Below are 21,395 nucleotides of genomic sequence, written 5' to 3' on the forward strand. Positions count from 1 at the left end.
AGGATGTGGCTGGTTGCAGTCTGTTGCACAGGCGCCGCTTTGCCTGTTCTCTGCATCGACCCCGGCCGCCCGTCCTCTGACGCGGCGGGCCGGGCGGTCGGGGAGCGGGACGCATGGCCACGATCTATGGCACCAATGGTGCGGACACTCTCGTCGGCACCGAGGGCGATGACACGATCTTTGGCAACGGCCCGGGCGCGGCTCCCGACTGGGAGCACCGGGATGTCGGCGACCTGATCCATGGCGGTGACGGCAACGACTCCATCAACGGCTGGTTCGGCCGCGACACAGTTTACGGCGGCGAGGGCAATGACACCATCCAGCAGATCGCCGGCGGAAGTTTCATCGATGGCGGCCCCGGCAACGACTACATCTATGCACCAGGCTACCAGACCGCCGTCACCCCCGATTGGTCGGGCGACAACACCGTGTACGGCGGCGACGGCAACGACACCATCGCCGGCTACAGCCTGGTCGACGGAGGTGCGGGCGATGACGTACTCCGGGGCGACCTGAGGGGGGGCACCGTCATCGGTGGAGCCGGCAATGATACGTTGGGCTCTGCGAGTGACTACAACTCGTATTACCCGTCGGCCACCTTCGACTATTCTGGCGCTTCGACCGACTATGCCTATACGGCGGGCCATTGGGGCGCGACGAGTTTCAATTGGATCGACAGCGTCACTGACACGCGTCCCGGTTCCCCCGATGGACATGACACTATCCTTCAACCGGCGGGTTTTCACTTCAGCGACGGTTCCTTCAGCAGCGAAGCCCTGCTGGCCCTGCCTTGCTACCTCCGCGGCACCCGCATCCTGACCTCCTCCGGCGAAGTACCGGTGGAGGCGCTGCGCGCGGGTGATCTGGTGGTCACCTGCCTCGGCCGCGGCGCGAGGCTCAAGCCCGTGCTCTGGCTCGGCCATCGCCATTTGGATCTGCGCCGGCATCCGCAGCCGCGCCTCTGCCATCCCATCCGCATCCGCGCCGGCGCCCTGGCCGATGGCGTGCCGGGGCGCGACCTGCTGGTCAGCCCGAGCCACGCGCTCTGCCTGGAGGGCCATCTGGTCCGTGCCGAGGATCTCGTGAACGGCGCCACCATCACCCAGGAGCGGCGGGAGGAGGTGGCGTATTTCCACATCGAACTCGCCGCCCACGACATCCTGCTGGCCGAGGGCACGCCGGCGGAAAGCTGGCTGGACCAGGGCAACCGGGCGCATTTCTCCAATGCGCCGGTCGCGGCACTGCGGCCCGATCTGGCGGCGGGCGGGGCGGATGGGTTCTGCCTGCCCTTCCTGGACGCGGCGGCATGCGCGGCCCTGGCACAGCGCCTGGCCGCCCGCGCCGAGGCGCTGGGCTGGCGCCGCGCCCTGCCCGACATCCATCTGCTGGCCGATGGCCGGCGCCTGGCGCCCGAGCACACCGCCCCCGGGCACCGCCGCTTCCGCCTGCCCCCGGCGGTGCGGGCGCTGCATCTGCGCTGCCCGGTCGAGGCCTCGCGCGGCCGGGACCCCGGCTGCGCCGATGGCCGCCTGCTCGGCCTCGCGCTCAGCCGGATCGAGCTGTCCGGCCCGGAGGGGGCATGCAGCATCGCGGCCGATGACGTCCGGCTCGCCCGCGGCTTCCATGCGGCCGAGCGCCGGGGCCAAAGATGCTGGCGCTGGACCGATGGCTGCGGCGAGCTTTCCGCCATCGTCCCGGCCGGCGGCGGGTTGCTGGATCTGCATTTTTTCGGCATCTGCGATGGCTGGCTGCCGCCGGCCGAGGCCACCGCCGGCGCGCGCGCCGTGGCCTGATACGCCGTAGCCTTGGGGGCAGTGAGGACGCATGGCAGGGACCAGATCCGGGGCGGCCCTGCCGCGCACCATCGCCATGCGCGGCCGCGACCCGCATGAGGCCGGCCGCGCGGCGACCCCGCTGGAGCTGCTGTTCGACCTGACCTTCGTGATCGCCTTCGGCCAGGCGGCGTCCGAACTCGCCCATGCCCTGGCCGAGGGCCATGTCGCGACCGGGTTGATCGGCTTCGCCTTCGCGATGTTCGCGGTCTGCTGGGCCTGGGTGAATTTCTCCTGGTTCACCTCGGCCTTCGATACCGACGACTGGCTGTTCCGTGTCGTCACCATGGTGCAGATGGTCGGCGTGCTGATCCTGGCGCTCGGGCTGCCGCGGATGTTCGCCTCGCTGGAGCATGGCGCGCATCTCGACAATGGCATCATGGTGCTGGGCTATGTGGTGATGCGGCTGGCCATGGTGTTCCAATGGCTGCGCGCCGCGCGGCAATGCCCGGAGCAGCGGCGGACCTGCCTCGCCTATGCCGCGGCGATCACCCTGGCGCAGGTCGGCTGGGTCTTCCAGATGGTGCTGCATCTGCCGGTCGGGACCGCTTTCGCCCTGGCCGTGCCCTTGATCCTGATCGAGATGGCCGGGCCGGTGCTGGCCGAACGCTTCGGCGAGGGCACGCCCTGGCACGCGCACCACATCGCCGAACGCTACGGGCTGCTCGCGCTCATCGCGCTCGGCGAGGGCGTCATCGGCACCGTCGCCACCGTCTCGGCGATCGTCGAGCACCAGGGCTGGAGCCTCGATGCGCTGCTGGTCTGCGTCGCGGGGATGGGGCTCACCTTCGGCATGTGGTGGGTCTATTTCATGCTGCCCTCGGCCGTGATCCTGCATGCGCACCGGCAGCGCGCCTTCGTCTGGGGCTATGGCCACATGTTGATCTTCGCCGCGATCGCCGCGACCGGGGCCGGGCTGCATGTCGCGGCCCTGTTCATCGAGGCAAAGGCGCATGTCGGCGGGCTGGCGACCATGCTGACCGTCGCCGTTCCGGTCGGGCTGTTCCTGCTGCTGGTCTACGCGCTCTACACCTATCTGATGCGGGTCTACGATCCGCTGCATGGCTGGCTGCTGGCCGGCACCGCGGCGGTGGTGCTGCTGTCCGTGGCGCTGGCGGCGGCCGGGGTGGACATGGCCAAATGCCTGATCGTGCTCATGCTGGCCCCGGTGGTGACGGTGGTCGGTTACGAAGGCATCGGACATCGCCACAAGGCGGAGGCGCTGGGCGAGGGGCATGCGTGAGCCGCCCATCGCTGCCGCTATCGTTGCGGCGGCACGGCGACGCTCTCCTCCTGACCGCCCCGCGCCCCGGGGCGCCATCCCCATCCCGGCTCAGAACCCCGCGCAGCCCTCCGACAGCACCCGCAGCACCGACTCCTGCCCCTGCCGCCGGCGCCATTCCGCCTCGACCGGCGCGAGGCGCGCGATGGCCTCGGCCTGGGTCGCGCCGGGCAGCACCACGAACAGCACCCGGCTCTCCTCCCGCAGGATCGCAGCGCCCGAGCGCCATTGCCCGGCGGCGGGCCAGGCGGTCAGCCCGTCGGGGAAGGCGGGGGTGACGGTATCGGCGAGGAAGGCCTGCCACGCCGCCTCGGGCACCGGGGCCGCATCGCGCCGCCCCAGGCCGAAATAGGCGGTCGCCAGCACTGCCCGCGAAAGCCCGGGCGGGCAGGCGGCGGGTGCCGCGCAGCCGGCCAGCAGCAAGAGGCAGGGGAGCAGAAACCCCGCCCGCATGGCTCAGGCGCTGGCCAGCAGCAGCACGCCCGCCGAGATCAGCACGATCGCCGCGAGCCGCTGCGGCCCCAGCGCCTCGCCGAAGACGAAATGCCCGATGAAGGCGACCACGATATAGGAGGCTGCGGTGCAGGGCAGCGCCACGCTCATCGGGATCTTCCGCAGCGCGATGATGTAGAGCAGCGCCGAGACGCCGTAGCAGCCAAGCCCGATGATCGTCTGCCAGCGCATCACCTGCGCGACCAGCCCAGGCTCGGCCAGGGCGCCGGTCGCCCCCGCCTTCAGCAGCACCTGGCCGCCGAGCGAGACGCAGATGGCCGCCCCCAGCGCGATCCAATACGGCATCATGCGCGGGGATCGATCTGTTCGCGGATCACACCCTGCGGCTTGCCGTTCGCCGCGAGGTAGGCGCGGCCGACATATTCGCCGAGCACGCCGAGGATCACGAACTGCGCCCCGGCCGTCAGCAGGATCACCATCATGGTGCTGGCCCAGCCGGAGGGCGGCTGGCCGGTCGCGGCCTCCAGCATCACGAAGGCTGCCGCCATCAGCCCGAGGAAGCCCATGCCCACGCCCGCATAGGCCGCGAAGCGCAGGGGGGCCACGGAGAAGGAGGTGGCGAGGTTCAGCCAGAGCCGGATCAGCCGCACCAGCGTGTAGTTGCTGCGCCCCTCGAAGCGGGCGAGGTGCAGCACCTCGATGCTGGCGATGCGCTGCGTCACCTGCATGATCAGCCCGTCGATATAGGGGTAGGGGCCGGTGTAGCGGGCGACCTCGCGCACCACGAGCGCGCTCATGCAGCGGAAGGAGGAGAGGTACAGCCCGCGCGGCTTGTCGATCAGCCGGTCCGCGACCGCATTGGCGAAGCGCGAGCCGAGGTTGCGCCAGCCCTCGTGCATCTTCTCGGCATAGCGCGTGTAGACCACGTCCCAATGGCCCAGCCGCGCGTGGTCGTAGAGCTTGATGACCTCCTCGGGCGGGTTCTGCAGATCGTCGTCCATGGTGATGACATAGGCGCCGCGGGCGTGGCGCAGCCCGGTCATGACCGCGTTGTGCTCGCCGAAGTTCCGCGCGTGCTCGATGTAGGTCAGCGGCACGGTCGCGGTTTCGGCCAGCGCGCGGCAGACATCGCCGGAATTGTCCGGGCTGCCGTCATTGACCAGGATGATCTCGATGCCGCCCTCGGGCCGCAGGGCGGACAGCGCCTCGACCAGCGTGCCGATGGTGGCAGCACCCCGGTACACGGGGACGACGATGGACAGGCCCACAACGGGCGCGGTGGGCTCGGGGATCATGCGGTCAGGCTTCCAGGGGGCGAGAGGCGATGGCGAGCACGGAGCCGCCGGCTGGGTAGCGCAGCCCGGCGCGCGCCAGCAGGCGCTCCGCGCGGGTCGCGGCGAAAAGGCTGGCATCGAGCCAGGGCGGGAATTCGCCGACATCGCTGGTGTGGTCGGGCTCGCGCGCCAGCACCTTGCGCTGCAACACCATCAGCGGCAGCAGCAGGCTGTTCCAGTAATCGGCCCGCACATCGGTGAAGCCGGCCTGCCGCAGCATCGCCTCGGCGCCGGGGCGGGTGGAGCGGCGGGCATTGTGGACGCGGATGTCATGCGCCGAGGCCAGCCAGTCGAAGGCCGGCAGGTTCAGCACCAGCGTGCCGCCCGGGGCCAGCACGCGGCGCAGCTCGGCCAGCGCCCGGGTGGGATCGACCCCGCGGTGGCAGAGCACGTCGATCGAGGCGCAGGCGGCGAAATGCCCATCGGGAAAGGGCAGCGCATTCACATCGCCCGAGACCACCGGGGCGCCGGATTTCTCCGCCGCCCGGGCCGCGGCGCGCGGGTTCCATTCGAGCCCGGCGAGGTCCCGCCCCAGCCCCATCAGCCGCACCAGCAGCCCCCCGGTGCCGCAGCCGGCATCCAGCCACGGCCGGCCGGGCGGGCCGGGCCGGGCCGCCAGCGCGTCGAGCACGCGGGCATGGACGGCGCGGTACCACCACATCCGGTCCTCGACCGCGTCCATCAGATCATATTCGGGTGCGTCCATCTGGCCATCCGTGTGGCAGCCGCGCGTGGCGGCGGCAAGGCGGGGATGCGGCCGGGGCGGGGCAGCCGCCGCCGCAATCATGCCGCATCCAGGGCGCAAGGCTTGTGCCAGCGGGCGGTGCGGCCGATGACAGCGCCGATCCCACGATCCTCCGATCCCGTCGCCACAGCCAAGCTCAAGATCGCATGACCCATCGCCCCGATCCCGAACCCCGCACCGTGGCCCTGCCCAGACCCCTAAGCGGCAGCGCGCGGCTATCGGTGGCTGCGGTGCTGTCCTTCCTGCCGGCGGCGCTGTGGCTGCTGGTGATCCTGGCGCCGCCGCTCAACCATGACGTCGCCGCCATCCTGAACTTCTCCGAGCGCTGGCTGACCGGGGACCGGCTCTATCGCGACCTGATCGACGTCAACCCGCCGCTGATCTTCGTCCTGACCCTGATCCCCGCCGCGATCGCGTCCTGGACGCCGCTGGACGGGCCGCAGGCGTTGCAGCTTTGCATGCTGGTGATCTGCGGCGGGGCCTGGCGGCTGTCGCTGCTCGCCCGGCGCGGGCGGGAGGAGGGGGTGGTGGAAGCCGCCTTGCTCGACTGCGGCATTCCGCTGGCCATGGTCATCGTCGGCTACGACTTCGCCCAGCGCGAGCATCTGATGGCCGTGGTCGCCATCCCCTATGCGCTGCTGGCGGCACGCCGGGCGGAGGGGCGGCCGACGGGGCGGCTGCTCGCCTTCGGCATCGCCTGCTTCGCCGCCTTCGGCTTCGCGCTGAAGCCGCATTTCCTGGCGGCGCCGGCGTTGATCGAGGCCGTGGTGCTGCTGCACCGGATGCAGCAGCAGGGCTGGCGCCGGGGGCTTCGCACCAGCCTGCGCGATCCGGTGCCCTGGCTGATGGCCGGCATCTGGACCGCCTATCTCGCCGCCATCCCGCTCTTCTTCGCGGATTACTTCGATTACGTGGTGCCGCTGGTCTGGTCCTACTACGTCGATCTCGGCGTCTTCACCTTCTGGAACGTGCTGCTGGCGAGCCAGCTCGGCACCTCCGCCCTGGCGCTGGCGATCCTGCTGCCGCTCGCCTTCCGCCGCCGCTCCCGGCTGGTGGTCAAGGTGATGGCGGCGGCGACCGCGGGGGCCTTCCTCTCCGCCTGGGTGCAGCACAAGGGCTGGTCCTACCATGTCGCCCCGGTGCTGGCGCTGGGCACGCTGACGGCGATGCTGATGGCGGCCTGCTGGGCCGATACGGCGCTGACGCCCGCGCGCGCCGCGGCCTCGGCGCGCGGCTTCGCCGCGGCCCTGGTCGGCGCCGTCTCCGTCGCCGTCGCCTATGGGGGCGAGGCGCCGTGGCGGGAGTTCGACTTCCGTTGGGACGCGGCCGGGGTCATCACCTCGGAGATGCGGCACTACGCCTATGGCGAGCGGCTGCTGGTGCTCTCGCCCGATATCTTCCCGGTCTATCCGGCGCTGAACTATGCCCGCGCGCAATCGACGCTGCGGACCATGACCCTGTGGCTGTTGCAGGGCGTCTATCGCCACTGCACCGCGCCGGACGCGCCGCGCTACCACGAGACCTGGGAAATGAGCCGCGCCGAATTCTTCGTCTACCGCACCGTGGCCGAGGATTTCGCCGCAGCACCCCCCTCGGTGGTGCTGGTCGCGCGCAATCCCGGCATCCCCGACTGCAACGGCGTGTTCGATTTCATCGAATACTTCCGCCGCCACCCGCTGTTCGACGCCGCCTTCGCGTCCTACGAGCCGACGGCCGAGACCGTCGGCTACCGCATTTTTACGCGCAAGGACTGACCGCTCCATGACCCATGCTGACTTCATCGGCCGGACCGAGACGCGGGATGATGTGCTCGACGCGCGCCTGGTGCAGGGCCTGGCCGCGACCCTTGGCGTGCCGCTGCCGGCGGGCGAGGTGCCGCCGCTCTGGCATTGGATGCTGTTCCAGGACTGGAAGCGGCCCGAGGGCCTCGGCCCCGACGGGCATCCGCGCCGGGGCGGCTTCCTGCCGCCGGTGCATGACCTGCCGCGCCGGATGTGGGCGGGCGGGCGGCTCGTCTTCCACGGCGGGCTGCGCGCGGGGGATGCGGTGACGCGGCACTCGACCATCGCCTCGGTGGAGGAGAAATCCGGCGGCACCGGCCGCCTCGTCTTCGTCACCGTGCGGCACGAGATCGAGGGCCCGCGCGGCCCGGTGCTGACCGAGGAGCAGGACATCGTCTATCGCGGCGCCGAGGGGGCCGCGATCCGCCCCGCGCCGCCCGCGCCGGACTGGCCGGATGCAATGACCGCCGAACGCCCGACCGATGCGGTGCTGCTGTTCCGCTACTCGGCGCTGACCGGCAATGGCCACCGCATCCATTACGACCACCCCTATGTGACGCAGGTCGAGGGCTATCCCGGCCTCGTCGTGCACGGGCCGTTGCAGGCGACCTGGCTCGCCGCCCATGCGCTGGCGATGGCTCCGGGCGCCGCGCTCGCCCGCTTCGCCTTCCGCGGCAAGCGGCCGGCGATCGGGGATGGCACGGTGGCCCTGCTCGGCCGGCGGGAGGGCGCCGTGCTGCGCCTTGAGACCCGCGACGCCGCCGGCTGCACCTGCCAGTCGGCCGAGGCCGAACTCGCGTGACCCTCCATGCCTGAGGGCCGACAACGCCTGCCCTATGTCCCGCTCGGCGAGAACGGGGTCCGGGCCATCGGCTTCGTCTGCGCCGGCTTCTTCATCGTCTCCTGCGCCGATGCGGCGGTGAAATGGGCGCTGCCGGAGGTGGGCATCGCCGCGGCGATGATCTGGCGCGGCGTCTTCGGGGCGCTGGCGGTGGCGGTCATCGCCGGCTTCCGTGACCTCAGGCCGCGCAACACCAGGCTGATCGCGGCGCGCAGCGGGCTGCATACGCTGGTCTCGGCCGCCTATTACGGTGCCTGGATGCTCGGGATGCCGCTCGCGGAATCCTACGCGGTCTCCTCCGCCGCACCCTTGATGATGACGCTGCTCGCGGTGCCGCTGCTCGGCGAGAGCTTCGGCTGGCGGCGGACGATCTCGACCACGGTCGGCTTCCTCGGCGTGCTGATCATGCTCCGCCCGGGTGGCGATCTGTGGCGGCCGGAGACGGTGATGCTGCTCTTCGCCGTCGCGGCGCTGGCGCTGACCCGCATCTGGACCCGGCTGCTGGCCCGGACCGACCGGCCGGAGACCATCGCCTTCTGGCTGATGCTCGCCCATATCCCGGCCGGGCTCGTGCTGCTGCCGATATTCCCGGGGCCGGTCATCATCCCGGCCTTGCCGGTGGTGGCGGCGCTGGTGTTCCTGGGCCTGGCCAATGGCATCGCGCATGCGCTGTTCGCGCGCGGCTTCGCCATGGCGCCGATCTATTCGCTGGCGCCTTACGAATACACGCCGCTGATCTGGGGCGGGGCGCTCGGCTACCTGATCTGGGGCAATGTGCCGGGCTGGGGCACGATCGCCGGGGCCGGGGTCGTGATCGCGGCCGGGCTCTACAACCTGCATCGCGAACAGCTGCGTGCCAGGGAGCGCCGGCTGGAGGCCCGCACGGTCCCCGCGATCTGATGGCCGCAACCCTTGCCCCACGGCGCCACGACCCGCGGCGCGGCGCGCTGCTCATGCTCTGCGCCTGCGCGCTGTTCATCCTGATGGGCGCCACCATCAAGGGGCTGGCCGGGCGGGTGCATTGGGCGGAGATCATGTTCTTCCGCTGCGCCGTCTCGGTGCCGCTGGTGGTGCTGCTCGCCGCCTCGCGCGGGCAGGTCAATTTCGCCACGCGCCGGATCGGCGGCCATATCGGGCGCGCCTTCAGCGGCACCCTGGCGATGACCTGCTCCTTCTTCTCGCTGACGGTGCTGCCGCTGGCGGAGCAGACCGCGCTGACCTACAGCACGCCCCTCTTCGTGACCCTGCTCGCCATCCCCTTCCTCGGTGAGCGGCCGGGGGCGGCGCGCTGGACGGCGGTGCTGGTCGGCTTCTGCGGCATCCTGGTGATCGCGCTGGGGCAGGGGGCCTTCCTGGTCTCGGGGCCGCGGGACGTGCTGTACCTGTTGGGATTCGGCGCCGCGGTGACGCATGGGCTGTTCTCCGCGATCACCACCATGCTGGTCCGCAGCCTTTCGGCGACCGAAAAGAGCACCACCATCGTGCTCTGGCAGAGCCTGTTGATGAGCCTGCTGATCGCCTTGGCGCTGCCCTTCGTCTGGGTCACGCCGGGGCTTGGCGACCTTGCGCTGCTGGTCTGCATCGGGCTGCTCGGCGGTGTCGCGCAGTTGCTGCTGACCGAGGCCTGGGCCTCGGCGCAGGTCTCGGCGGTCGCGCCCTTCTCCTATACCGCGCTGCTCTGGGCCGCGCTGTTCGGCTGGATCGCCTGGGGCGAGATGCCGGGGGTCTGGACCTGGGCCGGGGCAGGGCTGATCGTGCTGGCCGGGCTCGCGATGCTGCGCTCGGAACTGGCCGGGAGACGAAACGCCACATGACACCGCTGCACCACCGCCGCGACGACGACCTGGCCCCCGGCGAGATCCGCGAGATCGCGCCGGGCATCCGCCGGCTGCTGTGCCCCAACCCCTCGCCCTTCACCTTCCGTGGCACCAATACCTGGATCATCGGGCGCGGCTCCGTCGCCGTGGTCGATCCCGGGCCGGCGAACCCCGCGCATCTGGCGGCGATCCTGCGGGCGGTGGCCGGCGAGACCGTCTCCCATGTCGTGATCACCCATACCCACCGCGACCATTCGCCGGGGGCGGCGGCGCTGGTCGCCGCGACCGGGGCCGCGACCGCGGGCTTCGGCCCGCATCTGACGCCGCGGACCGAGGAGCTGGGCGAGGGCGGGGACCATGGCTTCAGCCCGGACATCACCATGCCCGATGGCGCCATGCTGGAGGGCGCGGACTGGCGCCTGACCGCCGTGCACACGCCTGGGCATTGCGCCAACCACATCAGCCTCGGCATCGAGGGCGAGGGGCCGGAGGGCACGCTGATCTCCGGCGACCACGTGATGGCCTGGAGCACCACCGTCGTCAGCCCGCCGGATGGCGCCATGGCGGCCTATATGGAGAGCCTGGAACGGCTGCTCGCACGCGATGGCGACCGGCTCTATCTGCCCGGCCACGGGCCGGTGCTGCCCGATCCGCTGAGCTACGTCGCGGGGCTGCTGCGCCACCGGCGGGAGCGCGAGGCCAAGGTGCTCGCCGCCCTCTCCCCAACCGTGCCGATGACGCTGGAGGCGCTGGTGCCCGCCGTCTATGGCCCGATCGACGAGCGGCTGGTGCGCGGGGCGGCGCGCAGCCTCTACGCGCATCTGCTCAAGCTCGGCGACGAGGGCCAGGTGGTCGAGGCGGGGGGCTGGCGGCGGCGGTAGAGGCTCACCCCCGCGCCGGATCGAACCGCAGCAGCCGCAGCGCATTGGCGGTGACCAGCACCGTCGCCCCGGTATCGGCCAGGATCGCCATCCACAGCGGCGTCGCGCCGAACAGGGTCGTCACCAGGAACACCGCCTTCAGCCCGAGCGCGAGGCCGATGTTCTGGCGGATATTCGCAAGCGTCGCGCGCGACAGCACCACCAGCTCCGCGACCCCGCTGACGCGGTCCTTCAGCAGCGCCGCATCGGCCGTCTCCAGCGCCACATCCGTGCCACCCCCCATGGCGATGCCGACGGAGGCCGCGGCCAACGCCGGGGCGTCGTTGATGCCATCGCCCACCATGGCGATGGGCCCCGCCTCCCGATAGGCGGCGATCGCCGCGAGCTTCTGGTCCGGCAGCAGCCCCGCCCGCGCCTCCAGCCCCAGCGGGCCGGCGATGGCCGCGGCGGTGCGGGCATTGTCGCCGGTCAGCATCACGGTGGTGAGCCCGAGCGCCCGCAGCCGGGCGAGGCCCGCCGCCGCATCCGGGCGCGCCTCATCGCGCAGCGCGATCAGCCCGAGCACGCGCTTGCCCTCGCTGACCACGACAACCGTCTTGCCCTCCGCCTCCAGCGCGCCGATCCGGGCCGCGAAATCCTCCGGCAGCACGCCCTGTTCGGCGGCATGGCGCGGCGAGCCGACCGCGACGAAGCCCCAGCGCAGCCGCGCGGTGACCGCCTTGCCCGGCGTCGCCGCGCCGGCGCCGAAGACCTGGGGCAGGGCCAGGCCCCGCTGCGCCGCCTCGGCCACGATGGCCTTGCCCAAGGGGTGGCTGGCGCCGCGCTCGACCGCGGCGGCCTTGGCCAGCAGATCGGCCTCCTTGCCCTCCAGCGCCTCGATATCCGTCACGCGGGGATGGCCGAGGGTCAGCGTGCCGGTCTTGTCGAAGGCGATGGCGCGCAGCTTGCCCAGGGTTTCCAGCGCGGCGCCGCCCTTGATCAGCAGCCCGTGCCTGGCCCCGGTCGCGAGGCCGGAGGCGATGGCCGCGGGGGTCGAGATGACCAGCGCGCAGGGGCAGGCGATCAGCAGCACGGCGAGGCCGCGATAGATCCAGGTGAACCACTCCGCCCCGAACAGCAGCGGCGGCACCACCACCACCAGGGCTGCCACCACCATGGCCGCCGGCGTGTACCAGCGGCTGAAGCGGTCGATCAGCCGGGCCATGGGCGCCTTGGCCCCTTGGGCCTCCTCCACCAACCGGATGATGCGGGCGATGGTGTTGTCGGCGGCGGTGCGGGTGATCTCGATCCGCAGCTCGCCATTGGCATTGATGCTGCCGGCGAAGACCGCATCGCCGGGGGATTTCGCGACCGGCACGGATTCCCCCGTCACCGGCGCCTCGTTCAGCGCCGAGACGCCCTCGGTCACCGTGCCGTCCGAGGGCACCCGGTCGCCGGGGCGGACCAGGATGATGTCGCCGATCCGCAACGCCTCGACCGGTATGGTGCGGATCTCGGCCCCCTCGATGCGGCGGGCGCTGCGCGGGACCAGCGCGACCAGCGCCTTGATGCCGGCCCGGGCGCGCTGGGCGGCGACCCCCTCCAGCATCTCGCCCACGGCGAAGAGGAAGACGACCACGGCGGCCTCGGCGGCCTGGCCGATGGCGATGGCGCCGAGGGCGGCGACGGTCATCAGCGTCTCGATGCTGAAGGGCGTGCCGGAGAGCGCCCCCGCGACCGCGTGCCGCCCGATCGGCAGCAGCCCCACCAAAGCGGCCAGCGCGAAGGCCCATTGCGACCAGCCCGGTGCCAGCAGCGAGACCAGGGCGGCAAGCCCCAGCAGCAGGCCGGTCGTGCCCGCCAGCCGGGCTTTCGCGGTCGCCCACCAGGGGCCGCCGCTGGCCGGCCCATGGTCGTGCCCATGAGGCCCGGCCGCCGGGTCCCTGGGCGCGATGGGCGTGTAGCCGAGCGCGCGGATCCTGGCCGAAATGGTGTCGGTGGAGGTGCGGTCCTCATCCACCACGAGCGACAGCGATTGCGCGCCGTAATTGACCTCGACCGCGCCGACGCCGGGCAGGCGCTTCATGGCGGTTTCGATCTTGGCGGCGCAGGAGGCGCAATCCATGCCCTCGATACGCAGCGTCAGCGGGCTGGCGGCCGTCATGGTGTCACCTCGAAATCGACGATGTGACAACCTATGTGGAGCCTGCAGCAACTATAGGGTCAAGACCATGTCGGCGCAGCATCTGGCGATTGGCGATCTGGCGCGCGGCACCGCGACCCAGGTCGGCACCATCCGCTACTATGAGCGGATTGGCCTGTTGCCCGCCCCCGGCCGCACCGCGGGGAATTACCGCGCCTATGGGCCGGGGCACCTCAGCCGGCTCAGCTTCATCCGGCGGTCGCGGGACCTCGGCTTCTCGATCGAGCAGATCCGGGCGCTGCTGGATTTGGCCGATCAGCGCGACCGCCCCTGCGAAGCGGTGGATGCCATCGCGCGGGCACATCGGGACGAGGTGGACCGCAAGATCGCCGATCTGCGCGCCCTGCGCGGGGAATTGGATGGGATGATCGCGGGCTGCCACAGCGGCAGCATCGCCGAATGCCGGATCATCGAGACGCTGTCGCCTTAGGCGGGCGTCAGCGCTCCGCCTTGCGATTATCCCGCCCCTGGAACCAGATCAGGATCCGCGTCTCGCGCTCCGCTTCCTCCATCGCCATCAGCGCGGCGAATTCCAGCAGCACCTGGCCGGTGATGGGGGCCAGCTTCAGCCGATGCGCTTCCTCGATCCCGAAATAGCCGATGTTCTCCAGCTCGCCCGAGCCCTGGATGCTGCCGGTCGCGGCCTCGGCCGGGGCCATGAGAAAGCGGGCGTTGAAGCGCACCGGGGACATCGGCGGCGTCACCGCGCGGCAGAGGTAGGACAGGCCCGACAGATCCGGCCGCGCGGCGCCCTCGCCGATGCGCAGCGCGGTCTCCTCCTCCAACTCCCGCACCGCCGCGACGGCGATGGCCTGGGCGATCTTCGGCCCAGCCCGGCGTTCCAGGCAGGCGCGGGTGAAGGCGGGCATGGGTGCCGCGATCGGCACATGGCGATCGGCGAAATCCACCCGCCCGCCCGGGAACACCAACCGCCCGGGCATGAAGCGCAGGGTCGCCGCGCGATGCCCCATCAGCACCTCATAGCCCTTGGACGAATGGCGCCAGAGGATCAGCGTCGCCGCATCCTTGGGCTTCACCGCCGCCTTGGGCTTGGCCTCGCCGGCGGTGGTGAAGTCGGTGGGCAGCAGCGGCGGGGGGGCGACGTCAGCCAAGGTTGATCCCCTTTGAGGCAAGCCAGGCGCGGAAGCCGGCGCGCTCCGGCACCGACAACTGGCGCGCGGCGTTCTCGCTCCAGGTGCAGCCCTCGGGGGCCGGGCCGTGGACATTCGGATAGCGCGGTTTTTGGCGCGGGCGCAGGGCGTCGTAGCTGGTGAAGGCCTCGGGCAGCGCGCTGTCGTCATAGGTCTCGCGATGCACGACGACGGCGGGCGGCAGCCGCGGCGTCACCTCGTTGCGCGCCTGCGGCCAGCCGAGCACCAGCCCAGCCACCGGGAACACCCCCTCGGGCAGCGCCGCCAGGCCGGCGACGAGGTCGAGATGGTTGCGGACGTAGGAGATCGGGCAGGTCCCGAGCCCCAGCGCATCCGCCGCCATGACGGAAAAACCCATGGCTAGGGCCGCATCGGCGCTGGCATTGAGGAAGGTGTCGATGCTGTCATTGGCATGGGAGCGCCCATGCGTCAGGCAGGCCCGCCGCCCGCGCAGCATGTCGCCGCAGAACAGCAGCAGCACCGGGGCGTCCTTGATCCAGGGCATGGTGCCGATGGCATCCGCGACCGCCGCGATCTTCCGCGGGTCCTGCCAGACGATGATCGAATACTGCTGGAGGTCGGATTTGGAGGGCGCGGATTGCGCCGCCGCCAGCACCGTCGCGAGGAGGGTCTCCGGCACCGCCTCGGCCCGGAACCGGCGCGTGACGCGCCGGTCCAGGATCGCGGCCAGCGCCTCGGGCACCGCCTCCGGCGGGTCGAAGGCCGGCGCGCCGAAGCGCGCCGCGATCAACCCGGCGGGGGTCACACCGGGTCCCAGGAAAACACGTCGCCCGAACGGTCGAGCGGCTGGAACTGCGCGCGGAAGGCCGGCAGCGCGATCTCGGCGACACTCTCCGGCGTCCAGCCGCCCTCCTTGTGGACGGAGCGGATCGGGCGCGGCTGGCTGAACAGGAACAGCTCATTGTGCCGGGCGGCGAAGATCTGCCCGGTCACATCCTTGGCCGCGTCGGAGGCGAGGAACACCGCCAGCGGCGCGTTCTTGTCCGGCGTCATCTGCTGCAACCGCGCGACGCGGGCCTTCTGCTCCGGCGTCTCGGCCGGGATGGAGCTGGTCATGCGGCTCCAGGCGAAGGGCGCGATGCAGTTGGAGCGCACGCCGAAGCGCTGCATGTCCAGCGCGATCGACTTGGACAGCGCCGCGACGCCGAGCTTGGCGGCCGAGTAGTTCGCCTGCCCGAAATTGCCGATCAGCCCCGAGGTGCTGGTCATGTGCACGTAAGCGCCCGAGCCCTGGCGGCGGTAGTGCTCCGCCGCCGCGCGGGAGACGAAGAAGGCGCCGTTGAGGTGGACGTTGACGACGGCCAGCCATTCCTCCGGCGACATCTTGTGAAAAATCTGGTCGCGCAGGATGCCGGCGTTGTTCACGACGATGTCCACGCGGCCAAAGCTGTCCATCGCGGTCTGCACGATGCGTTGGGCCGCGGGCCATTCGGCGACGCTGTCGGTATTGGCGACGGCGGTGCCACCACGCTGCTCGATGATGGCGACGGTCTGCTGGCCGGGGGTCGCGGAGGTCGCGCCCTCGCCGGTCAGCGAGGCGCCGATATCGTTGACGACGACCTTGGCGCCGGCCAGCGCCATGGCGAGCGCGATTTCCCGCCCGATGCCGCCGCCCGCTCCGGTGACGATCGCAACCTTGCCTTCGAGCATCATGGCGTCTGGCCCTTCCCAGTATTGTCCCAGGTTTCTTACCGGCAGCCCCGGCGCGCGTGAAGCCGAGGCGGGGCGAAAACCCGCCCTCAGCGGTCGGGGCGGAAGGCGTGCAGCATCATCCATTGCTCGGGATGGGCGCGGATGACGGGCTCGATCGCCGCATCCAGCGCCTGGATATCCTCCAGAATGCCGCGCCGCCCGCGCCCCTGCGGGCCGATCGGGACCTCGGGCAGGAAGGTCAGGCGGAAGCGGGCGTCCTCGCCGATCCGCAGCGCGTAGGCGGGGATGACGGCCGCCCCGGTGGCGCTGGCCAGGCGCACGGCGCGGGCGATATTGCCCTCGATGACCAAGGGGCGGCCGAGGGCCGGGGCATGGACCCGGCCCCGCCAATATTCGTCCACGTAATACAGCAGCGCCGCCTCCCGGCTTTCCAGCAGGCGATGGGCGGTGAACACCGCGCCGAGGGTGGGCGCCAGCGCCACCCCCGGCCCGCCGGCGCGGCGGATGCGGTTGCGCGCGGCATCGGCGATCCGCATCCGGAACCGGTTCGGCAGCCGCTGGTAGATGCCGAAGAAGCGCACCCCGAGGCCGGACAGCCCCGCATGCAGCGCCTCCCAACTGCCGACATGCAGCCCCGCGATCACCAGCGGCCGGCCGGCGGCCCGCACCGCCTCCAGGTGTTCCAGCCCCGCGACCTCGATCCGCCCCTCGGCCCAGAAGCGGTGCAGCACCGAGAATTCCGCGAAGGTGCGGCCGAGGTGGCGCCAATGCGCCCGCAGCAGCGTCTCGATCTCCGCCTCGCTCGCGCCCGGGCGAAGCTGGCGCAGCAGCGCCCGCGCCCGGGCCGAGGCCTCGACGCGCCGCTGCTCCTGCCCCTGGCTGAGCCGGGCGCCGATGCGGGTGACGAGGGGCGTCGGCAGCGGCCGCAGCAGCCAATGCGGCACCAGGTCCCGCACCCCCTGGAACGGGTCCCGCACCCACCAGCGCCAAAGCGCCAGACGGCCGGACCTGTCCTGCCAGTGCCAGGGTGGGGCGCGATACAGCTCATCCATGGCGGCGGGCGGTCCCCAGGCAGTTTTCACGCGCGTACGGCATCTGCGATCCGGCGCAAGGAGGCGCGGTCCCGCGGATGGGTCAATGAAATTGCCGATGTAAATTCGGCCGCTCCGGCGCGACGTTGACCGAGCCGTGACTTGGACGCAACGGCCGCGCCGGCCTAGGCTCGGCGCATGGACCAACTCCCGATTTCCGGCGGCACGATCGTGCTGCTCGCCCTGCTGCTGCTGGCCGTCTACACGGTCAGCCGCGGCATCCGCACCATCCCGCAGGGCGAGGTCTGGACGGTCGAGCGCTTCGGCGCCTTCACCCGCCTGCTGCAGCCGGGGCTGAACTTCATCATCCCCTTCATCGACCGCATCGGCCGCAAGCTGAACGTGCAGGAGCAGGTGCTGGACATCCCCGAGCAATCGGTGATCACCCGCGACAACGCGACGGTGAATGTCGATGGCGTGGTCTATTACCGCGTCATGGACCCGGCGCGGGCCGGCTATGCGGTGCAGGAACTGACCGGGGCGCTGACCTCGCTCTCGATGACCAATATCCGCGCGGTGATCGGCGAGATGGACCTGGACCAGACGCTCTCCTCCCGCGACCGGATCAATTCCTCGCTGCTGCTGATCCTGGATGGCGCGACCGAGCCCTGGGGGGTGAAGGTCAGCCGCGTCGAACTGCGCAAGATCGAGCCGCCGGAAAACCTGATCCGGGCGATGAACCTGCAGATGAGCAGCGAGCGCGAGCGCCGCGCCACCGTCGCCAAATCCATGGGCGACCGCGAGGCCGAGGTGAACCGCGCCGAGGGCATCAAGGCCGCGCTGGTGCTGGCCGCCGAGGGCCGGCGCGAGGCCGCCTATCGCGACGCCGAGGCGCGCGAGCGCCTGGCCCAGGCCGAGGCCGCCGCGACCAAGATGGTCGCCGATGCGGTCGGGCAGGGCGGCGAGGCGGCGCTGCGCTACTTCATCGCCGATAAATACGTGGCCGCCTTCCAGTCCATCGTGTCGAGCCACCAGTCCCGCCTCGTGCTGGTGCCTATGGAGAGCAGCGCGCTCGCCGGCGGCGTGGTGCAGGCGATGGAATTGCTGAAGGGCGGCCCGCCCTCGGGCGGTGGCGGGCCGTCCAGCGCGCCGCGCCCGCCGCCGGTGCAGCAGCCGATGCCGGTCATGAGCGCGGTGCCGCCGGCCTCCGAGATTCCCGGGGGGTCCCCGTGGCGGACTGGCTGATCTGGGTCCTCGCCGGGATCGGCTTCCTGGCGGGGGAATTGGCGCTGCCCGGGGTGTTCCTGCTCTGGATCGGCATTGCCGCGATCGGCGCGGGCTTGGCGATCGCGGCCCTCGATCCGCCGTTCTGGGGCGTCTCCCTGGTGTTCCTGGCGCTGCTGGCGGCCGGGATCGCGGCGGCGCTGCGGCTGCGCCGGACGCTGGGGGCGGCGCGGGTCAATACCGCGGGCTCCGGGCTGACGGGCCGCTTCGGCACGGTGATCGGCCCCGATCCGGGCGGCTTGCGGGTCCGGCTTGGCGACAGCGACTGGGCGGCGCGCCTGCCGGGTGACGTGAGGGCGATGCCCGAGGCCGGGCACCGGGTGCGGGTCGAGGCGGTGGATGGCACCGTGCTGATCGTGCGCCCAAGCTGACCGACGCTTCTTGAAGCCGGGGGGGCGCGGGGCGACATAGGGCGCATGAGCGATTTCCGCAGCACCGGCCCCCGTAGCCCCCAGCCCGGCAGGCCCGACCCCGTCATCCTGGACATGGCGCCCGATGGCAGCTTCCGCGAGGCACCCCGCGCGGCCCCGATGGACCGCGCCCTGGGTGGCATCGGCGGTGTGGCCATGGGTGTCGCCGGCGTGGCGCTGGCGCTCAGCCTCGGCGCGCTGGCCTTCCTCGCGCTGACCGTGCTCGTGCCGGTCGTGCTGGTCGCGGGCAGCATCGCCGCCGTGACGATCTGGTGGCGCCTGCGCCGGCTGCGGCAGCAGGGCGGCAGCATCCAGTTCGTGATGCGCCGCTGAACGAGCCTGGCGGCCCGACGCGGGGATTCCGCGTCGATCCAAGCCGGCTCTACGAGGTCCGCGCCGATGGCGCGGTCGAGGTCGAAGACCCTGTTCCCCCCGCGGTTCTTGCCCGCCACCATCGCCGCCTGCGGTGCTGGTGGGTCGGCGCGGTGCTGACCAATGCCGTGACCATGGGCGGCTGCTTCGTCGCGACCGTCTTTGGCGGGCGGGGCGCTGCGGCGGCCTCGGGGCTGCTGGCGCTATTGGCGCTGCCGCTGCTGGGCGTGGCGCCGCTGCTCGATCGCTTCGCCGCGCCGGGCGGGCGCAGGCGGGTCCGGGCGCGGCCGGGGGCGTTTCCGCGCGGCTGAGGTGCTACACCGCCATCCCGTAATACATCACCGTCCCACCATTCACCTGCGCGCCGGAGACGCCGTTGGCCGCGATCACCGTGGTCGAATCATAGGGCCCGCCGACCGGATAGACCGCGATGCCCATGGCGGTGCCGCCGATGTCGCACTGCACGACGAAGCCGCCCGCCCGCGCCGCGACCGATCCCGCCATGATCTGCATGGAATCCGAGACCACGATCTGGATGTCGATGGTCTTGCCCGCGGTCGCGTTCCACTGCCGCAGCTTGCCGCCGAGGCCGCCCTGGTTGTTGTGGTCGCCGCAAACCTCCAGCCCGAAGCCGACCCCGCCGGTCTTGAAATAGGGATCGCTGGCCTTGGTGTCGTAGTCAAAGGTCGCGCTGTTCTTGCCGCTCGCGCCGTCGTCGAAGTCCTTGTAGGCCTTGAGCAGGAACTTGCCGTTCTGCAGCACCGGGCAGACGTTGTAGGTGGTCGAGCGGCCGCCGCCCGGTTTCTCGTAGAAGATGGAACCGGCGACCAGCACCAGCGAGCCGGCCTTGGACGAGATCTTCTTCAGCCCCGCGTAGATCTCATGCTTGGCGTCGCGCGACATCGCCTGCGGCCCATGTTGCAGGTAGCGCTGGCCGATCTGGCCATAGCCCGACCAGAAATACTCCGGCGCGACCAGCATGCGCACGCCGCCCTGGTTGCCCTGCTTGGCCTTGAGCACCGCATCGGCCTGGGCGACGGTCAGGCCGAATTCGGCCATCCGATTGCTCGCGTCGGCACCGAAGCCGTTCTTGTCCACCTTGAGCAGGCCGAGCGTGACGTGCGGCATGGCGCATCTCCCCTTTTCGCTTGGGCGCAGCCTCGGCCGTCGAGGGGGAGGCGGCAAGGTGCGGCGGCTACTCCGCCGCCTTGGCCATCGCCCCCAACCCCGCCGCCTCGGCCAGCAGCGCATAGGAGCGCGCCCGCCCCGCCGTGTCCGGGCAGGGCGTCAGCACCGCGATCTCGGCCACCTCCAACTCCGCCGCCAGCGCCTCCAGCCGCGCCAGCAGCACCGGCGCCGTGCCGACCAGCGCCCGCGCCCGGCCGCGTTCGATCCGCGGCAGATCCGCAGGCTCGGGGCTCCAGGCGGCGGCCTCCGCCATGTTCATCAGGGGGCGGTAGATGCCGCGGTCGCGGTCCAGCCGCCAGGCCTCGCGCGGGCGCCAGAGCCGCCAGGCCTCCTCCTCCGTCTCCGCGCAAAGCCCGGCCACGGCGACGGCGGCATGCGGGGCCGCCAGCACACCGGGGCGGAAGCGCTCGCGATAGATTGCCAGCGCCTCGGCCGCGCCCCGCCCATCGGTGATGAAATGCGCGAAGCAATAGGGCAGGCCGAAATGCGCCGCGACCTGGGCGCCGTAATCGCTGCTGCCGAGGATCCAGATCTCGGGCCGCGTCGGCACCTCCGGCTGCGCCCGGATGGCGGCGAAGGGGTGGGTGACGGGCAGGCCCTCGCCGGTCCAGCCGATCAACTCCATCACCTGCTGCGGGAAGCGGTCCGCCGCCCGCGCCGCATCGGGGTTCAGCGCATAGGCGGTCTGCCCGTCGCTGCCCGGCGCGCGGCCGAGGCCGAGGTCGATCCGCCCCGGCGCGATCGCTTCCAGCACACGGAACTGCTCGGCGATCTTCAGGCTCGCGTAATGCGGCAGCATCACCCCGGCCGAGCCGATCCTGATCCGCTGCGTCGTCGCGGCGATGGCGGCGATCAGGATTTCCGGCGCGGTGCCGGCCTGGGCGGCGGAGTTGTGGTGCTCCGCCATCCAGTAGCGGCGGTAGCCGAGCCGGTCGGCCGCCTTGGCCAGCGCCAGGGTTTCGCGGATGGAGGCGCCCGGATCGCGCCCGGCGACGATCGGTGACTGGTCGAGGATGGAAAGCGAGAGGCTCATGCCCGCAATCTAGCAGCCTGTCGGATTCACGTCATGGATGTGGTTGCCTGGTCGGGTCTGGGTGGGTTCATGGCTGCATCAGGCGATGCAGCCTGCGGCAGTTA

The 21,395-nt window shown here is 71.5% G+C and carries 23 protein-coding genes; 12 read left to right on the forward strand and 11 right to left on the reverse strand.

Features of this window, described 5'->3' with window-relative positions:
• Window positions 1–113 precede the first annotated feature (113 nt).
• Complete coding sequence (locus C8P66_RS19475; RefSeq protein WP_111399954.1) at window positions 114–1,793, forward strand: Hint domain-containing protein; 1,680 nt, start codon at window positions 114–116, stop codon at window positions 1,791–1,793.
• A gap of 31 nt (window positions 1,794–1,824) precedes the next feature.
• Entirely contained in the window at window positions 1,825–3,075 is a 1,251-nt protein-coding gene (locus C8P66_RS19480; RefSeq protein ID WP_211314206.1) for a low temperature requirement protein A, read from the forward strand.
• Window positions 3,076–3,165: 90 nt separating this feature from the next.
• On the opposite strand, the gene C8P66_RS19485 is transcribed toward C8P66_RS19480, so the two are convergent.
• Genes C8P66_RS19485 through C8P66_RS19500 form a run of 4 tightly spaced genes read right to left on the reverse strand, consistent with a single transcriptional unit; the run spans window position 3,166 to window position 5,607 of the window.
• Entirely contained in the window at window positions 3,166–3,567 is a 402-nt protein-coding gene (locus C8P66_RS19485; protein WP_111399955.1) for a DUF3574 domain-containing protein, read from the reverse strand.
• A 3-nt stretch (window positions 3,568–3,570) separates the two neighbouring features.
• Complete coding sequence (locus C8P66_RS19490; RefSeq protein ID WP_111399956.1) at window positions 3,571–3,915, reverse strand: DMT family transporter; 345 nt, start codon at window positions 3,913–3,915, stop codon at window positions 3,571–3,573.
• A complete protein-coding gene (locus tag C8P66_RS19495; protein WP_111399957.1) occupies window positions 3,912–4,862 on the reverse strand; it encodes a glycosyltransferase family 2 protein in 951 nt (316 codons plus the stop codon). The genes C8P66_RS19490 and C8P66_RS19495 overlap by 4 nt, the downstream gene beginning before the upstream one ends.
• A gap of 4 nt (window positions 4,863–4,866) precedes the next feature.
• Window positions 4,867–5,607, reverse strand: a complete 741-nt coding sequence (locus tag C8P66_RS19500) for a class I SAM-dependent methyltransferase (RefSeq protein WP_111399980.1) — start codon at window positions 5,605–5,607, stop codon at window positions 4,867–4,869.
• A 185-nt stretch (window positions 5,608–5,792) separates the two neighbouring features.
• On the opposite strand from C8P66_RS19500, the gene C8P66_RS19505 reads away from it, so the two are divergent.
• From C8P66_RS19505 to C8P66_RS19525, 5 genes are read left to right on the forward strand one after another with little or no spacing between them, the layout of a single operon-like run.
• A complete protein-coding gene (locus C8P66_RS19505; protein ID WP_111399958.1) occupies window positions 5,793–7,400 on the forward strand; it encodes a hypothetical protein in 1,608 nt (535 codons plus the stop codon).
• Window positions 7,401–7,407: 7 nt separating this feature from the next.
• A complete protein-coding gene (locus tag C8P66_RS19510) occupies window positions 7,408–8,229 on the forward strand; it encodes an FAS1-like dehydratase domain-containing protein (RefSeq protein WP_111399959.1) in 822 nt (273 codons plus the stop codon).
• Between the two features lie 6 nt (window positions 8,230–8,235).
• A complete protein-coding gene (locus C8P66_RS19515; RefSeq protein WP_111399960.1) occupies window positions 8,236–9,168 on the forward strand; it encodes a DMT family transporter in 933 nt (310 codons plus the stop codon).
• Complete coding sequence (locus tag C8P66_RS19520) at window positions 9,168–10,082, forward strand: DMT family transporter (RefSeq protein ID WP_111399961.1); 915 nt, start codon at window positions 9,168–9,170, stop codon at window positions 10,080–10,082. The genes C8P66_RS19515 and C8P66_RS19520 overlap by 1 nt, the downstream gene beginning before the upstream one ends.
• Window positions 10,079–10,966, forward strand: a complete 888-nt coding sequence (locus tag C8P66_RS19525; RefSeq protein ID WP_111399962.1) for an MBL fold metallo-hydrolase — start codon at window positions 10,079–10,081, stop codon at window positions 10,964–10,966. The genes C8P66_RS19520 and C8P66_RS19525 overlap by 4 nt, the downstream gene beginning before the upstream one ends.
• Window positions 10,967–10,970: 4 nt before the next feature.
• Here the strand turns inward: C8P66_RS19525 and C8P66_RS19530 are convergent, their stop codons facing one another.
• Window positions 10,971–13,109 (reverse strand): heavy metal translocating P-type ATPase, encoded by a 2,139-nt coding sequence (locus tag C8P66_RS19530; protein ID WP_111399963.1) that lies wholly within the window; start codon window positions 13,107–13,109, stop codon window positions 10,971–10,973.
• Between the two features lie 67 nt (window positions 13,110–13,176).
• Here C8P66_RS19530 and C8P66_RS19535 point away from each other — a divergent pair, with 67 nt between their 5' ends.
• A complete protein-coding gene (locus tag C8P66_RS19535; protein WP_111399964.1) occupies window positions 13,177–13,578 on the forward strand; it encodes a MerR family transcriptional regulator in 402 nt (133 codons plus the stop codon).
• A gap of 7 nt (window positions 13,579–13,585) precedes the next feature.
• On the opposite strand, the gene C8P66_RS19540 is transcribed toward C8P66_RS19535, so the two are convergent.
• The 4 genes from C8P66_RS19540 to C8P66_RS19555 all read right to left on the reverse strand — a co-directional run bounded on the left by C8P66_RS19540 (window position 13,586) and on the right by C8P66_RS19555 (window position 17,055).
• Window positions 13,586–14,260, reverse strand: coding sequence for an NUDIX hydrolase (locus C8P66_RS19540; RefSeq protein ID WP_245903681.1), 675 nt, complete (start codon window positions 14,258–14,260; stop codon window positions 13,586–13,588).
• Window positions 14,253–15,065, reverse strand: a complete 813-nt coding sequence (locus tag C8P66_RS24520; protein ID WP_158537321.1) for a nitroreductase family protein — start codon at window positions 15,063–15,065, stop codon at window positions 14,253–14,255. Before C8P66_RS24520 ends, C8P66_RS19540 begins: the two co-directional genes overlap by 8 nt.
• A complete protein-coding gene (locus C8P66_RS19550) occupies window positions 15,062–15,973 on the reverse strand; it encodes an SDR family NAD(P)-dependent oxidoreductase (protein WP_111399966.1) in 912 nt (303 codons plus the stop codon). The genes C8P66_RS24520 and C8P66_RS19550 overlap by 4 nt, the downstream gene beginning before the upstream one ends.
• Window positions 15,974–16,059: 86 nt before the next feature.
• Entirely contained in the window at window positions 16,060–17,055 is a 996-nt protein-coding gene (locus tag C8P66_RS19555; RefSeq protein ID WP_158537322.1) for a lysophospholipid acyltransferase family protein, read from the reverse strand.
• 147 nt (window positions 17,056–17,202) lie between these two features.
• Between C8P66_RS19555 and C8P66_RS19560 the strand changes: the two genes are divergently transcribed.
• From C8P66_RS19560 to C8P66_RS23645, 4 genes are read left to right on the forward strand one after another with little or no spacing between them, the layout of a single operon-like run.
• Window positions 17,203–18,249 (forward strand): SPFH domain-containing protein, encoded by a 1,047-nt coding sequence (locus C8P66_RS19560; protein ID WP_111399968.1) that lies wholly within the window; start codon window positions 17,203–17,205, stop codon window positions 18,247–18,249.
• Entirely contained in the window at window positions 18,234–18,659 is a 426-nt protein-coding gene (locus C8P66_RS19565; RefSeq protein WP_111399969.1) for an NfeD family protein, read from the forward strand. The genes C8P66_RS19560 and C8P66_RS19565 overlap by 16 nt, the downstream gene beginning before the upstream one ends.
• 45 nt (window positions 18,660–18,704) lie before the next feature.
• Window positions 18,705–19,031, forward strand: coding sequence for a hypothetical protein (locus C8P66_RS19570; protein ID WP_111399970.1), 327 nt, complete (start codon window positions 18,705–18,707; stop codon window positions 19,029–19,031).
• Window positions 18,971–19,381 (forward strand): hypothetical protein, encoded by a 411-nt coding sequence (locus tag C8P66_RS23645; protein ID WP_146422976.1) that lies wholly within the window; start codon window positions 18,971–18,973, stop codon window positions 19,379–19,381. Before C8P66_RS19570 ends, C8P66_RS23645 begins: the two co-directional genes overlap by 61 nt.
• 4 nt (window positions 19,382–19,385) lie before the next feature.
• Here the strand turns inward: C8P66_RS23645 and C8P66_RS19580 are convergent, their stop codons facing one another.
• Both C8P66_RS19580 and C8P66_RS19585 read right to left on the reverse strand, forming a co-directional pair.
• Window positions 19,386–20,198: a nitrilase-related carbon-nitrogen hydrolase gene (locus C8P66_RS19580; RefSeq protein ID WP_158537323.1), complete on the reverse strand. Its 813-nt coding sequence runs from the start codon at window positions 20,196–20,198 to the stop codon at window positions 19,386–19,388.
• A gap of 67 nt (window positions 20,199–20,265) precedes the next feature.
• A complete protein-coding gene (locus C8P66_RS19585; RefSeq protein ID WP_111399973.1) occupies window positions 20,266–21,291 on the reverse strand; it encodes an LLM class flavin-dependent oxidoreductase in 1,026 nt (341 codons plus the stop codon).
• Window positions 21,292–21,395: the final 104 nt, after the last annotated feature.

The organism is Humitalea rosea, from assembly GCF_003253705.1.
GTDB classification, from domain to species: domain Bacteria; phylum Pseudomonadota; class Alphaproteobacteria; order Acetobacterales; family Acetobacteraceae; genus Humitalea; species Humitalea rosea.

Bases quoted from the DNA above. Each gene is read 5' to 3' on its own strand.
- C8P66_RS19475 (WP_111399954.1), top strand. From the start codon at position 114: ATGGCCACGATCTATGGCACCAATGGTGCGGACACTCTCGTCGGCACC.
- C8P66_RS19480 (WP_211314206.1), top strand. From the start codon at position 1,825: ATGGCAGGGACCAGATCCGGGGCGGCCCTGCCGCGCACCATCGCCATG.
- C8P66_RS19485 (WP_111399955.1), bottom strand. From the start codon at position 3,567: ATGCGGGCGGGGTTTCTGCTCCCCTGCCTCTTGCTGCTGGCCGGCTGC.
- C8P66_RS19490 (WP_111399956.1), bottom strand. From the start codon at position 3,915: ATGATGCCGTATTGGATCGCGCTGGGGGCGGCCATCTGCGTCTCGCTC.
- C8P66_RS19495 (WP_111399957.1), bottom strand. From the start codon at position 4,862: ATGATCCCCGAGCCCACCGCGCCCGTTGTGGGCCTGTCCATCGTCGTC.
- C8P66_RS19500 (WP_111399980.1), bottom strand. From the start codon at position 5,607: ATGGACGCACCCGAATATGATCTGATGGACGCGGTCGAGGACCGGATG.
- C8P66_RS19505 (WP_111399958.1), top strand. From the start codon at position 5,793: ATGACCCATCGCCCCGATCCCGAACCCCGCACCGTGGCCCTGCCCAGA.
- C8P66_RS19510 (WP_111399959.1), top strand. From the start codon at position 7,408: ATGACCCATGCTGACTTCATCGGCCGGACCGAGACGCGGGATGATGTG.
- C8P66_RS19515 (WP_111399960.1), top strand. From the start codon at position 8,236: ATGCCTGAGGGCCGACAACGCCTGCCCTATGTCCCGCTCGGCGAGAAC.
- C8P66_RS19520 (WP_111399961.1), top strand. From the start codon at position 9,168: ATGGCCGCAACCCTTGCCCCACGGCGCCACGACCCGCGGCGCGGCGCG.
- C8P66_RS19525 (WP_111399962.1), top strand. From the start codon at position 10,079: ATGACACCGCTGCACCACCGCCGCGACGACGACCTGGCCCCCGGCGAG.
- C8P66_RS19530 (WP_111399963.1), bottom strand. From the start codon at position 13,109: ATGACGGCCGCCAGCCCGCTGACGCTGCGTATCGAGGGCATGGATTGC.
- C8P66_RS19535 (WP_111399964.1), top strand. From the start codon at position 13,177: ATGTCGGCGCAGCATCTGGCGATTGGCGATCTGGCGCGCGGCACCGCG.
- C8P66_RS19550 (WP_111399966.1), bottom strand. From the start codon at position 15,973: ATGATGCTCGAAGGCAAGGTTGCGATCGTCACCGGAGCGGGCGGCGGC.
- C8P66_RS19560 (WP_111399968.1), top strand. From the start codon at position 17,203: ATGGACCAACTCCCGATTTCCGGCGGCACGATCGTGCTGCTCGCCCTG.
- C8P66_RS19570 (WP_111399970.1), top strand. From the start codon at position 18,705: ATGAGCGATTTCCGCAGCACCGGCCCCCGTAGCCCCCAGCCCGGCAGG.
- C8P66_RS19580 (WP_158537323.1), bottom strand. From the start codon at position 20,198: ATGCCGCACGTCACGCTCGGCCTGCTCAAGGTGGACAAGAACGGCTTC.
- C8P66_RS19585 (WP_111399973.1), bottom strand. From the start codon at position 21,291: ATGAGCCTCTCGCTTTCCATCCTCGACCAGTCACCGATCGTCGCCGGG.